This is a genomic window from Poseidonibacter antarcticus, from assembly GCF_003667345.1.
GTDB lineage: Bacteria > Campylobacterota > Campylobacteria > Campylobacterales > Arcobacteraceae > Poseidonibacter > Poseidonibacter antarcticus.
Map to the genome: position 1 here is coordinate 472110 of NZ_RCWF01000001.1, position 13812 is coordinate 485921.

A 13812-nucleotide genomic window follows, 5' to 3' on the forward strand; every position below is an offset into this window, starting at 1 on the left:
TCTATTATTTATTTTTAACTCTAATTTAACGTTTCTATTCTCTTTTTAGCACCACTCATTAGTCTTTCATTTGAAACTATTGCACGTGTATGAGTTCCTGTACCTACTTTTCCAGCTGAATCAACTACTTCAATAGAAAACTTATAAAGTTTTCCTTCCATTCCTTCAAATGTAGCAGTTGAAATTGCAGTATCACCCTCAAGTGTTGGTGCTAAATGTATAATATTTACTCCAACTCCAACAGATAATTCACCCTCTTTTAAAAAAGGAATTAATATTTTTGCAGCTGAACACTCCATAAGTGCCACCATTCTTGCAGTTGCAAAAACATCAGGAAAACCATCATCTGGTGATATATTTAAATTACTTGCTAAATCTGATTGTTTTACTTTAAATTCTATTTTATCTTGTGTTCCAATTTCTAAAGCCATAAAAAATCCTTTTAATTTATTTTGATAATTCTAACATATATTTAACATTAAATAAACTTAATCTAATTTTTTACTTAATCTACTAATATATAAAACTTTGCTACAATCGCGTAAATTAAAAGGTAAATAATGATTGATATTGAAAATAACACCTCTTTTGATGTACCAACATCGCTTATTGAAGATATAGCTTCATCTTTAACACAAAAAGATATTGAACTTATTATTGTACATAATGATGAAATTCGAGAATTAAATAGTGAGCATAGAAATATTAATAAAGCTACAGATGTTTTATCTTTTCCATTAGAATTTGATATGCCAAATATGCCTTTGGGTTCCATTGTAATTTCTTTAGATTTTGTAGAAGAAAAAGCAAAAGAGTATAAACATACAGACAAAGAAGAGTTTTGCCTTCTATTTATTCATGGTATATTGCATCTTTTAGGATATGACCACGAAGTTGATAATGGCGAACATAGAACAAAAGAAGAAGAATTAATCAAACAATTTAATTTACCAGATAGCTTAATAGTAAGGAACTCATAAAATGGACATTTTTATATTTATTGTTTCAATGGCTGCACTTATTTATGGTGCGGATTTTATCATTGAACAAAGTGAAAAGATTGCATTACATTATAAGATTTCAAGTTTTGTAATTGGTGCTACATTAGTTGCACTTGGAACTTCTCTACCTGAAATGGCAGTTTCAATGTCTGCTTCAATAAAAGGTAGTGGAGATATTGCAGTTGCAAATGTTATTGGTAGTACTATTTTCAATATTTCTTTAGTCCTTGGAGTTGTATTTTTAATTGCTAAAAATGTAAAACCAACAAGAGATTTATTTGCAAAAGATTCAGCTTGGTCTTTATTCCCTATTTTTGCATTTATTCTAATGGGGATAGATGGTGAAATAAACTTTGTTGATGGTCTTTTATTTCTAGCACTTATGGCTGGATATTTAATGTTCTTAATCTCTAGTAATGCAATGGAAGAAATAGATGAAGATATAGCAAAAGAAAAGTTTGCATGGGGAAAAACTGCCTTACTATTAGCAGTTGGATTTATTTTTGTTGTTGTAGGTGCTGATTTTGCAATAGATAGTGCTTCAAATATTGCAAGAAGTTTTGGTATTTCAGAATGGGTTATTGGATTATTTTTAATTGCATTTGGTACATCATTACCTGAACTTACTATTTCGATTAAATCAGCTCTTAACAATAACACTGATTTAGCAATTGGTAATATTATTGGTTCAAATGTTGCGAACTTTACTATGGTTTTAGGATTATCGTCATTGATAAATCCATTAAATGTTGATTTATCTGCTAACTTATTTGATATTACAGCTGCTGTTATTGCTTCTGTTATGCTTGTATTTATAACAGCTAATAAACTTTATAATAAATCTGCAGGAATTGCTTTAATGGTGATTTTAGCCTTAGTAGTACAAAATAGCCTAGCTTAAAAGCTAGACTATTTTTTTACTTATTACAGTGAGAACAAAGCCCTGTTAAAACTAAATTTGTTGAATCTATTTTAAACTTACTTAAAGAGTTAACCTCTTCTAATACACTACTTACATTCAAAGTTATATCTTCAATATTTCCACACGATGAACAAACTAAATGAGCATGTTCTGTTTTAACTAATTCAAAAACTGATTTAGTATTTGGAATTTTTACTTCTGAAAGAAAAACCTTTTCAAGCATTGCATTTATATTTTTATATATAGTTGCAAGTGAAATAGAAGGAAACTTTGTAAGTAACTTTTTGTATAAATCATCAATATTCATATGACCATTTAAATAAAGTTCTTCAACAATAGCAACTCTTTGAGGTGTTACTTTTAGATCATATTCCTTTAATAAACCTGTATAATTCGATATCATTACCTTTCCTTTCGTGAAATAATACAATATGTTATATTTAATTCACTAATATTTATTCTGGAATTATAGCATATATTTTATTAAAGGAAAATAATTTTCCTTTAAGTTTCTATATATTATAATTATCTATTGGAAAAAGATTTTCTATAACTAAATATTATTGTTAATAAACCGCCTTACTTAGGCTAGTTTAAGAGCAGTTTTATATGAATATCAATAGAATAAACATTAAAATTAAGAGGATTAAATATGAGACAATACGAAACGTACAGATGTAATAAATGTGGTAACGAAGTTGAAGTTCAAAAAGTTGGTGGTGGAGAATTACACTGCTGTGGTGAAGCTATGGAAATGATTACAGAAGATTTAACAGCAGTTAATTTAATGAAAGCATTTGCAGGCGAATCAATGGCTAGAAACAAGTATGAATATTATGCTAAAGTTGCACAAAAAGAAGGTTATAGAGATATTGCTGAACACTTCCAAAGAGCTGCTAATAATGAAAAAATGCATGCTAAACTTGAACTTAAAATGCATAATCAAATTGTATCAGGTAAAGAACTTGGAAATACTATTGAAAACCTTAATGATGCGATTAATGGTGAATCATATGAAAATGTAACAATGTATCCAGATTTTGCAGCTATTGCAAAAGAAGAAGAACATAAAGATGTTGCAAGAATTCTTGCAGGAATTGGTAAAATTGAAGTTGAACATGAAAAGATGTATAGAATGCTTCTTGAAAGACTTGAATCAGGGAAAGAACACGAAAGTGATGAAGAAGAAGAGTGGATCTGTGAAGTATGTGGACATATTCATAGAGGGAAAAAAGCTTTAAAAGTTTGTCCTGTATGTAAACACCCACAAGAGTACCAATCAAGATTAAATTCTAAAAAGTAATTAAAAAAAAGGATATCTTTGGTAATATAAGAAAAATTACCGGAGATAGCCTTGATTAAACTATTATTATTAACACTTTTTGCTTTATGTATTTATGCAAAAGATTTTACAATTGCATCTTATAATGCAGAAAATTTATTTGATTTAAAAAAACAAAATAGCGAATATAAAGAGTTTATACCCAACACTTCTTCAAAATGGAATCAAAAAAATTTCAATATAAAAATCAATAATGCAGTAAAAGTTATAAAGGCAATTGATGCTGATATTATTGGACTTCAAGAGATTGAAAATAAAGCGGTATTACAACTTTTATTAAAAAAGCTACCACAATATAAATACTCATCATTTATAAAATATTCTAGATCAGCAATTGGACTTGGATTTTTATCAAAAATAAAAATAAAAGACAGTAGACAAATAGATATAAAATTTACAAATAAAATATATAGACCTATTTTAGAAAGTACCTTTGTTTTTGATAATACAGAGTTTAAGGTTTTTAATAATCACTGGCCTTCAAAAAGAGTTGCAGAAAGTTATAGAGTTAAATTTGCAAAGAAATTACAAGATAGACTTTCAAAACTTCCAAGGGATTATGATTATATTTTACTTGGTGATTTCAACTCAAATTATGATGAAATGAGAAGTTTTAAATACAATAAAAAATTAAATAATACAAATGGTATAACAGGAATAAATCAAGTTTTAAATACAACTGTAAATGATAAATATATCACTTATGATGATGTTTTAAAATTAAAAAGAAAGGTACATTTTAACCTTTGGTTAGATTTACCATCAAATCAAAGATTTTCAAATAAATATAGAACACAAAATAATACTCCTGATAATATTATTGTTTCACCTGCTCTACTTGATACAAAAAATATTTCATATATTCATAATTCATTTAAGGTTTTTAAACCTAATTATCTATATAAAAACAATAAAGTTTTAAGATGGCAAATGAAAGGTTCAAGATATAACAAAGTTCATATTGGAGTTGGATATTCTGATCATTTACCAATTTATGCAAAATTCTCAACATCAAAAGAAAAAACAAATCCTATTAAAGAGATTAATAAAAATAGTAAAAAAGAGTTACATTCTATTTCTGATTTATACACAAAAATGAAACTAATCGAACCTGCTATTATAAAAAATGCTATTGTGATTTATAAAACAAAAAATGGTGCGATAATAAAACAAAAAAATAAACGAGCTATTTATATATATAATCATGCAAAAAACTTAAAACTTGGATATTCATATACTTTACAAATAAACCAAATTCTTGATTATAATGGATTAAAAGAAGTTGATTCTTTTTCTATTTTAGATGAAGATGGAAAATATAAAGATTATAAATCACTTTTATTAAATGCGAAGAAAAACAATATTTTAGAACCTATTTATCAAAATGAAATAGCCTTTAATCTAAAAGGTATTGTGAAAAATAAAAAGCTACATATTGAAAATTCTAAAGGAAAGTATATAAAACTATATGCAAAAAATAAAAAAGATTTACCAAAAGAAAACTCTATAATCACTTTTAAAAATGCACATATTGGAGAATATCGAGGTATTCCTCAAATACTTATTCATAATAAAAATGACTATAAAGTAGGTAAATAATGCTTTTAAAATCTATATTCACAAATAGTACAGGAATTCTAACATCAAGAATTTTAGGATTTATTCGAGATTTATTAACAGCATCAATTTTGGGAGCAAATATTTATTCGGATATTTTCTTTGTAGCTTTTAAATTACCAAATCTTTTTAGAAGAATTTTTGCAGAAGGTGCATTTACCCAAGCTTTTATACCAGCTTATGCAAAATCAAATCATAAAATTAGATTTTCTTCTGTAGTGTTTTTACAACTATTTGGATTTTTGATAATATTATCACTTTTAGTAACTCTTTTTTCATCACTTGTTGCAAAAGCAATTGCAATTGGTTTTGATCAAGAGACAATAGATTTAGCAGCACCATTATTTGCAATAAATTTCTACTATTTACCTATGATTTTTGTAGTTACTTTTATGGCTGCACTTTTACAATATAAACATCATTTTGCTACAACTGCATATTCAACAGCACTTTTAAATCTTACAATGATTTTATCTCTTTTGATTTCAAAAGATATGGATAAATATGAAATTACTTTTTACTTATCTTATGGAGTTTTAGCAGGAGGACTTTTACAAATACTAGTACATTTATATGCTATAAAAAGACTTAATTTATGTAAAATATTTCATTTTAAAAAACATAAGAAAAAAGAGGAAAATAAATTTTATAAAAACTTTATGTCTGCAACACTTGGTTCTTCAACTACACACCTTTCAGCTTTTATTGATACGTGGTTAGCATCATTTTTAATGACAGGTTCTATTTCATATCTTTATTATGGGAATAGAGTTTTTCAACTTCCTTTAGCCCTTTTTGCAATTGCTACATCAGTTGCCCTATTTCCAATGATTGCAAGAAGTATAAAAAATAAAGATGAAGAAAAAGCATTAAATCTAATGAAAAAATCATCATTAATTTTATTTGGATTATTAGCAGTTTCAACATTTATAGGAATAGTTTTTAATGAATTTATAATCTCATTATTATTTGAAAGAGGAGCATTTACCCAAACAGATACAGCAAATACTGCATTAATTTTATCTATGTATTTAATAGGTCTTATTCCTTTTGGAATTGGTAAAATATTTTCGCTTTGGTTATATGCAAAAGAACAGCAATTTTTAGCAGCAAAAATATCAGTTTATTCTCTTGGATGGAATATTGTATTTTCATTGATTTTAATACAACCTTTTGGAGCAGCTGGTTTAGCATTTGCTAGTACACTTAGTGGATTTATACTTTTTTTTCTAACTATTAAAGCTTTTGGTTTTAAAAAATTTAAACTTATGTTCAAAAAATAAAGAACTTGGATTTTTAGTAATTAATTACATTTTAGCTATAATCATCGCTTTAATAAATATTACTAGGATTTAAATGAAAGAATTTTTCAAACAATATTCACCATTTTATAAAAATTATAAACTAGAATTTTTTTATGCTTTTGTAGGAATTATATTAGTCGCAGGAGCAACTTCTGGAACGGCTTATGCTATACAACCTTTACTTGATGATATTTTTATCAATAAAGATGAAGAAATGTTATATATGATGCCCATCTTTGTAATCATTCTTTATGCTGCAAAAGGTTTTGGACGATATATCCAAGCTTATTATATTTCTTTTATTGGACAAGATATTACTAGAATTGTAAGAGATAGATTATTTGCACACGTTTTAACTTTAGATATTAATTTCTTTCAAAAAAAACATGGTGGAGAACTTGTTAGTAGAATTATAAATGATATAAATAGAATACAAAGTGCAATTTCAAACTATGTAGCAGAGTTTATACGTGAATCACTTACAATAGTTGGACTTGTTGCACTTGTAATTTATCACTCACCAGAACTTGCATTTTATGGTTTAGTCGTACTTCCTCTTGCAATTTATCCATTATCAAGACTTGCAAAAAGAATGAAAAAACTTTCATTTAAATCACAAGAATCAAATGCTGATATTACTACATCTTTAAGTGAATCATTTAATAATATAGAAATAATCAAAGCTAATTCAACAGAAGAGATTGAATCAAAAAAATTTTCAATTCATAATCTAAACTTCTTTAAATACAATATGAAAGCAGTTAGAACAAATGAACTAACTTCTCCTCTAATGGAAATAATAGGTTCATTTGCATTTGCAGCAGTAATATTAGTAGGTGGAACAAAAGTAATAAGTGGAGAATTAACAACAGGTACATTTTCATCTTTTATTGCAGCACTATTTATGCTTTATTCTCCAATAAAAAGATTATCAGCTTTATATAATAAAATGCAAGATGCGCTTGCAGCAAATGATAGAATTAATGAAATGCTAAATCAACAAGCAACTATTCTTTCAGGTAAAAATAAATTCCCTGATGAGATTAAAACTATTTCATTTAAAGATGTATTTTTAAAATATGATGATTTTACTGCTCTTTCAAATATTAGTTTTGAAACAAAAAGAGGTGAAACTATTGCTCTTGTAGGTGATAGTGGTGGTGGGAAATCATCATTAATTAATCTAATCATCAGATTTTATGATGTTTCAAAAGGTGAAATAAAACTTAATAACAAATTATTAAATGACTTAGATATTAAGTCTTTAAGAGAAAATATTTCAATAGTAACACAAAGAGTATATATTTTTAATGACACAATAAGTGCTAATATTGCTTATGGTTATGATATAAATGAACAAAGAGTTATCGAAGTATTAAAACAAGCTCACGCTTATGACTTTATACAAAAAATGCCAGAAGGTATTAATACAAAACTTGATGAATTTGGAACAAATTTAAGTGGAGGTCAAAGACAAAGAATTGCAATTGCACGGGCTTTATATAAAAACCCTCAAGTTCTTATACTTGATGAAGCTACTTCAGCACTAGATAATGAAAGTGAATCAATAATTTCAGAAGTGATTGATGAAGTAAGTGTAGATAAAATTACATTTATTATTGCACATCGATTAAGTACAATAAAAAATGCAACAAAAATAGCAGTTTTTAAAAATGGAAAGATAGTATGTATGGATACAGAAAAAAACTTATTAAAAACTTGTGAAGAATATAAAAGATTACATAATTTAGCAAATATGTAAGCAAAAAAAAGTTTTTTTTGCTTATTTCTTAACTTAATGAAATTAATAATTTCATTAAAACTTATATTTAACGACTTTTGGATAAAATATCTAAATTTTAAAAAAGGCACAAACTTGTTTAGCTATAATACACTTAAAAAAGTTCTATTTAAATTTGAACCAGAAACAGCACATAATATGGCTGAAATGGGATTGAGAATAGTTGGTAAATGTAAAATTATCCAAAACTACATGGAAAAAAAGAACTATATTAAGGATCATAAACTTTCACAAGAAATTTTTGGTCTTACTTTTGAGAACCCTGTAGGCCTTGCAGCTGGTTTTGACAAAAATGCGACAATGGTAAAAGCTATGCCTTCACTTGGATTTGGTTTTACAGAAATTGGAACAATGACACCAAGACCACAAGATGGTAACCCAAAACCTCGAATGTTTAGATATCCAGAAGTTAAAAGTGTTCAAAATGCAATGGGGTTTAATAATAAAGGTGCGCACAAAGTACTTAAAAATTTAAAAGAAGTTTACCCAGCTTCTATTCCTGTTGGAGTAAATATTGGTAAAAATAAATTAACTCCTGAAGAGTTTGCTTTAAGTGATTATAAAATGTTAATCAAAAAATTTGAACAAACTAGTGATTATTTAGTAATAAATATTTCTAGTCCAAACACTCCAAATTTAAGAGATTTACAAAATGAAAAATTTATTACTGAATTATTCACTATGGCTAAAGAATTTACAAAAAAACCAATTTTATTAAAAATTGCTCCAGATATGGAAGCACAAGTTGCAATTGATTTATGTAAAAGTGCAATAAATGCGGGTGCATCTGGAATAATAGCAACAAATACTACAATTGATTATGATTTAGTTCCAAATTGTCAAGATTTTGGTGGATTAAGTGGTGCTTGTTTAACTAATAAATCTTATAATATTTTTAAAGAAATTGCAAAAGAATTATTTGGAAAAACAATTTTAATATCAGCAGGTGGTATATCAACAGGGGAACAAGCATATGCTCGAATAAAAGCAGGTGCTTCATTGGTACAATCGTACTCAGGTTTAATTTTTGAAGGACCTTCAATGGTTCGAAAAATTAATGAAGAACTTTTAGAACTAATAGCCAAAGATGGATATGCAAATATCACAGAAGCTATTGGTGCTGATTTAAAATAGGAAATATTTAAAATGAATTTAATAAACCAAACAAAAACTAAAAAAACTTTTTTACTTTTTATTGTTTCATTATTCATTATCACAGGAGAATTAATGGCTAATAGCTTACCAAAATATTACACTAAAACATTAGAAAATGGATTACAAATAGTTGCAATTCCTATGAAAAATGACTCAAATGTAGTATCAACTGATATATTTTATAAAGTTGGAAGCAGAGATGAGAAAATGGGGAAAAGTGGAATAGCACATATGCTTGAACACTTAAACTTTAAATCAACTAAAAATTTAAAATCAGGTGAATTTGATGAAATAGTAAAAGGTTTTGGAGGAGTTAATAATGCTTCTACATCTTTTGATTTTACACACTATTATATAAAATCTGCTTCAAAGAATATGGATAAATCATTAAGTTTATTTGCTGATTTAATGGAAAATTTAACATTAAAAGATGAAGAATTTCAACCAGAACGTAATGTAGTTGCAGAAGAAAGACGTTGGAGAACTGATAATAGTCCTATGGGTTATTTACAATTTAGATTATTCAACAACGCATATATTTACCATCCATATCACTGGACTCCAATTGGATTTATGAGTGATATTAAAAACTGGTCAATTAATGATATAAAAGATTTTCATAGTACATATTATCAACCAAAGAATGCAATTATTGTAGTTGCTGGAGATATAGATAAAGATAAAATATTTGCTTCTTCTGAAAAATATTTTAAAGATATAAAAAATAAAAAAGAAATAATATCAGATATTCATACAGTTGAACCAAAACAAGATGGAGCTAAAAAAGTAACTGTCTTAAAAGATTCAGCAGTTGAAATGATAGCAATTACTTATCATATACCAAACTTTGAACATGAAGACCAAGTTGCACTTTCAGCTTTAAGCGAATTTTTTAGTTCAGGGAAAAGTTCGATTTTACAAAAAAGACTAGTTGATGAAAAAAGATTAGTTAACTCTGTTTATGCATATAATTTAGAATTAAAAGACCCTGGTTTATTTATATTTATGGCTGTTGCAAACGAAGGTATAAAAGCTAAAGACATTGAAAAAGAAATTTTAGCTATAATCGACGAAATCAAAAAAGGTAAAATTACAAAATCAGATATTGAAAAAATAAAAATTAATACAAAAGCAGATTTTATTTTTTCACTTGAAAGTTCATCTTCTGTTGCATCATTATATGGTTCTTATTTTGTAAGAGACAATATAAAACCTTTATTTAATTATGAAGAAAAAGTAGATAAATTAACTAAAAAAGATTTAATAGAAGTTGCAAATAAATACTTTACAAAAAATAATTCCACTACGGTAATACTAAAACAAGAAAAGCAGTAGTTCAATTATAAAAAATAAAAAATAGAAGATTTAGTAGTAAAAAAGGATAGATATGGAAATTATTACAGGTGCAATGACCGCACTAATTACACCATTTAAAAATGGAAAAGTTGATTTAGAGAAATATGAATCTTTAATTAAAAGACAAATAGAGCAAGGTATGGATGCAGTTGTTCCTGTGGGAACTACAGGTGAAAGTGCTACATTATCTCATGATGAGCATAGAGAATGTATTGAAGTTGCAGTTGCAACTTGTAAAGGTACTAATATTAAAGTTATTGCAGGAGCTGGTTCAAATGCAACGCATGAAGCAGTTAGTATTGCAAAACATGCACAAGCTGTTGGAGCTGATGGTCTTTTATCTGTAACTCCATATTATAATAAACCAACTCAAGAAGGTCTATATCAACATTATAAAGCAATTGCTACTTCTGTTGATATTCCATTTATGTTATATAATGTACCAGGAAGAACTGGTGTTGAAATAACAGCAGAAACTACAATTAGACTATTCGATGATATTCCTAATATTTATGCTACAAAAGAGGCAACTGGTTCATTACAAAATGCAATTGAACTATTATCACAAAGAAGTGATATTGTTGTTGTTTCAGGAGATGATGCTATTGATTTTCCTATGTTAGCTAGTGGATGTAAAGGAATTATATCTGTAACTGCAAACTTACTTCCAAACTTGAAATCTAGACTTGTTCATGCTGTTCAAGAAGGAAAATTTGCAGAAGCTAGAAAAATTAGTGAAGACTTATATTCTTTAAACTCTGTATTATTTTGTGAAAGTAACCCAATACCAATTAAGGCTGCTATGTATTTAGCTGGTCTGCTTGATACTTTAGAATATAGACTTCCTTTAACTGCTCCAAGTGCAGAAACAATGAAAAAACTTGAAAAAACTTTAATACAATATAAGGTAATTAAATAATGAGTGATTTTATGAAAAATAAAACTTTAGTAATTTCTGGTGGTACAAAAGGTATCGGTAAAGAATGTGTTTATAAATTTGCACAAAATGGTGTAAATGTTGCTTTTACATATAATTCTAATAAACAATTTGCAGAAGATATCTGTAAAGATATTGAAGAAAAATATGGAGTTAAATGTAGAGCATATCCTTTTAATATTCTTGAACCAGAACAATACAAAGAATTATTTTTAGAAATTGATAAAGACTTTGATAGAGTTGATTTTTTTATCTCAAATGCAATGATTTATGGTCGTGCTGTTGTTGGTGGATATGGTAAATTTATGAAATTAAAACCTCGAGGTTTAAATAATATTTATACTGCAACAGTAAATGCTTTTGTATGTGGAGCACAACAAGCAGCTAAAAGAATGCAAAAAGTTGGAGGAGGAGCAATTGTTTCTTTATCATCAACTGGTAATTTAGTATATATTCCTAACTACTCAGGTCATGGAACAAATAAAGCAGCTGTTGAAGCAATGGTAAGATATGCAGCAACAGAATTAGGAGAATTTAATATTAGAGTAAATGCAGTTTCAGGTGGTCCAATAGACACTGATGCACTTAAAGCATTTACAAACTATGAAGAAGTTAAACAAAAAACTATTGATTTATCAGCTTTAAATAGAATTGGTCAACCAAAAGATTTAGCGCAATCATGTTACTTCTTATGTACTGAAGACGCATCTTGGATAACTTCTCAAACTTTAGTTGTTGATGGTGGAACAACTTTCAGATAATGAAAGAAAAAATACTTAACCTTCCAAATATCTTAGCATTATTTAGAATAGCATTAGCTCCACTAATGCTATGGTTTTTTATAGATAGAGATAATTCTATTTTTTCTCATTGGCATCCTTCTTGGATGGATTATTTTGCTGGACTTATTTTCGTAATTGCATCAGTTACTGATTTTTTTGATGGATATATTGCAAGATCATGGAATCAGATAACAAAACTTGGTGGGATACTAGATCCACTTGCTGATAAAATGCTTGTACTAGCAGGATTTTTAGGTCTTATGGTAATTGATAGAGCATCTGCTTGGGCAGTATTTTTAATACTCTCGCGTGAATTTTTTATTACTGGATTAAGAGTAGTTGCAGTAAGTGAAGGTAAAGATGTAGCTTCTACAATGGCTGGAAAAATAAAAACTGTAATTCAAATGATTGCAATAGGTTTTTTAATTATGAATTGGCCATTTGCAACAGAACTTTTATGGTTAGCTGTTGTTTTAACAATGTATTCAGGATATGAATATATTAGAGATTATTTTAAAATATAGAGGTTTTTCTTGGGTACTATAACATTTTTACTGGTATTATCGTTTTTAGTTTTTTTTCATGAATTAGGTCATTTTACTGCTGCTCGTTATTTTGGAGTAAAAGTTCATGTTTTCTCAATTGGTTTTGGGAAACGTCTTTTTGCAAAAGAATGGAAAGGTACAGTTTGGCAACTTTCATTAATACCACTTGGTGGTTATGTAAAAATGAAAGGTCAAGATGATTCTAATCCTTCTTTAGTTGAAAGTGGTGATGATTCATATAATACGAAATCTCCTCTTCAACGAATAGTTATACTATTTGCAGGTCCATTTGCAAACTTTTTATTAGCTGCTATTTTATACTTTTCTATTGCTATTATAGGTGCTTCAGCACTTGCTCCTCAAATAGGTCAAGTTCAAGCTAATTCACCTGCTTTTAAAGCTGGAATTCAAAAAAATGATGAAATTGTAAGAATTAATAATACACAAATCACAACATGGAATGATCTTGGAAAAACAATTGTAAATACACAAGGTCCTTTAAAATTCTTCATTAAAAGAGATGGAAACCTAATAGCTAAAACTATAAACCCACATATCTCTGATGCACAAAATATGTTTAAAGAAGATATTAAAAAAAGAATGGTTGGGATTTCACCTTCTGGGAAAATTATAAAACTTGATTTATCTATTGGTGAATCTTTAGTATTTGCTTATGAAAAAACAGTATTTGCATCAACAATGATTTTTCAAGGTGTTCAAAAATTAATCCAAGGTGTAATACCAAGTAGTGAAGTTGGTGGAGTTATTACAATTGGAAAAGTAATCTCTGATGCAAGTCAATCTAGTATTATTGCATTGCTTACGATTACGGCACTTATTTCTGTTAATTTAGGTGTTTTAAACTTACTTCCTATTCCAGCACTAGATGGTGGACATATTATGTTTAATATATATGAAATGATTACAAAAAGAAAACCAAGTGATAAAGTTTTCATGATACTTACAATCGCTGGTTGGGTGATTCTTGGTTCTTTAATGTTACTAGGAATTTACAACGATATTAATAGAATTTTCTTAAAATAATAAAAT

General features: G+C 27.5%; 14 protein-coding genes. 12 read left to right on the forward strand and 2 right to left on the reverse strand.

What is annotated here, in order from left to right:
* Positions 1-20: 20 nt before the first annotated feature.
* The gene (locus D9T19_RS02375; protein WP_121626590.1) at positions 21-431 is read right to left on the reverse strand and encodes a thioesterase family protein; all 411 of its coding nucleotides are present in this window, start codon (positions 429-431) and stop codon (positions 21-23) included.
* A gap of 129 nt (positions 432-560) precedes the next feature.
* Here D9T19_RS02375 and ybeY point away from each other — a divergent pair, with 129 nt between their 5' ends.
* Together ybeY and D9T19_RS02385 are read left to right on the forward strand one after the other, a co-directional pair.
* Positions 561-980: an rRNA maturation RNase YbeY gene (ybeY, locus tag D9T19_RS02380; protein WP_121626591.1), complete on the forward strand. Its 420-nt coding sequence runs from the start codon at positions 561-563 to the stop codon at positions 978-980.
* Between the two features lies 1 nt (position 981).
* Positions 982-1902 carry a calcium/sodium antiporter gene (locus tag D9T19_RS02385; RefSeq protein WP_121626592.1) on the forward strand — a complete coding sequence of 307 codons (921 nt, stop codon included), beginning with the start codon at positions 982-984 and terminating at the stop codon, positions 1900-1902.
* 16 nt (positions 1903-1918) lie between these two features.
* Here D9T19_RS02385 and D9T19_RS02390 read toward each other — a convergent pair whose 3' ends face one another.
* The gene (locus D9T19_RS02390) at positions 1919-2326 is read right to left on the reverse strand and encodes a Fur family transcriptional regulator (RefSeq protein WP_228197948.1); all 408 of its coding nucleotides are present in this window, start codon (positions 2324-2326) and stop codon (positions 1919-1921) included.
* 249 nt (positions 2327-2575) lie between these two features.
* Between D9T19_RS02390 and D9T19_RS02395 the strand changes: the two genes are divergently transcribed.
* From D9T19_RS02395 to rseP, 10 genes are all read left to right on the forward strand, one after another.
* Positions 2576-3226: a ferritin family protein gene (locus D9T19_RS02395; RefSeq protein ID WP_121626593.1), complete on the forward strand. Its 651-nt coding sequence runs from the start codon at positions 2576-2578 to the stop codon at positions 3224-3226.
* A gap of 51 nt (positions 3227-3277) precedes the next feature.
* Positions 3278-4864: an endonuclease/exonuclease/phosphatase family protein gene (locus D9T19_RS02400; RefSeq protein WP_121626594.1), complete on the forward strand. Its 1587-nt coding sequence runs from the start codon at positions 3278-3280 to the stop codon at positions 4862-4864.
* Positions 4864-6165 carry a murein biosynthesis integral membrane protein MurJ gene (gene murJ / locus D9T19_RS02405; RefSeq protein ID WP_121626595.1) on the forward strand — a complete coding sequence of 434 codons (1302 nt, stop codon included), beginning with the start codon at positions 4864-4866 and terminating at the stop codon, positions 6163-6165. Before D9T19_RS02400 ends, murJ begins: the two co-directional genes overlap by 1 nt.
* A gap of 73 nt (positions 6166-6238) precedes the next feature.
* Complete coding sequence (locus tag D9T19_RS02410) at positions 6239-7948, forward strand: ABC transporter ATP-binding protein (protein ID WP_121626596.1); 1710 nt, start codon at positions 6239-6241, stop codon at positions 7946-7948.
* A 114-nt stretch (positions 7949-8062) separates the two neighbouring features.
* Positions 8063-9121 carry a quinone-dependent dihydroorotate dehydrogenase gene (locus D9T19_RS02415; RefSeq protein ID WP_121626597.1) on the forward strand — a complete coding sequence of 353 codons (1059 nt, stop codon included), beginning with the start codon at positions 8063-8065 and terminating at the stop codon, positions 9119-9121.
* Positions 9122-9214: 93 nt separating this feature from the next.
* The gene (locus tag D9T19_RS02420; protein WP_205588670.1) at positions 9215-10477 is read left to right on the forward strand and encodes a M16 family metallopeptidase; all 1263 of its coding nucleotides are present in this window, start codon (positions 9215-9217) and stop codon (positions 10475-10477) included.
* 46 nt (positions 10478-10523) lie between these two features.
* Complete coding sequence (gene dapA / locus D9T19_RS02425; RefSeq protein WP_228197955.1) at positions 10524-11417, forward strand: 4-hydroxy-tetrahydrodipicolinate synthase; 894 nt, start codon at positions 10524-10526, stop codon at positions 11415-11417.
* Positions 11417-12196 carry an enoyl-ACP reductase gene (locus D9T19_RS02430; protein WP_121626600.1) on the forward strand — a complete coding sequence of 260 codons (780 nt, stop codon included), beginning with the start codon at positions 11417-11419 and terminating at the stop codon, positions 12194-12196. Before dapA ends, D9T19_RS02430 begins: the two co-directional genes overlap by 1 nt.
* A complete protein-coding gene (gene pgsA / locus D9T19_RS02435) occupies positions 12196-12741 on the forward strand; it encodes a CDP-diacylglycerol--glycerol-3-phosphate 3-phosphatidyltransferase (protein ID WP_121626601.1) in 546 nt (181 codons plus the stop codon). The genes D9T19_RS02430 and pgsA overlap by 1 nt, the downstream gene beginning before the upstream one ends.
* Positions 12742-12750: 9 nt before the next feature.
* Positions 12751-13806, forward strand: coding sequence for an RIP metalloprotease RseP (gene rseP, locus D9T19_RS02440; RefSeq protein WP_121626602.1), 1056 nt, complete (start codon positions 12751-12753; stop codon positions 13804-13806).
* Positions 13807-13812 lie beyond the last annotated feature (6 nt).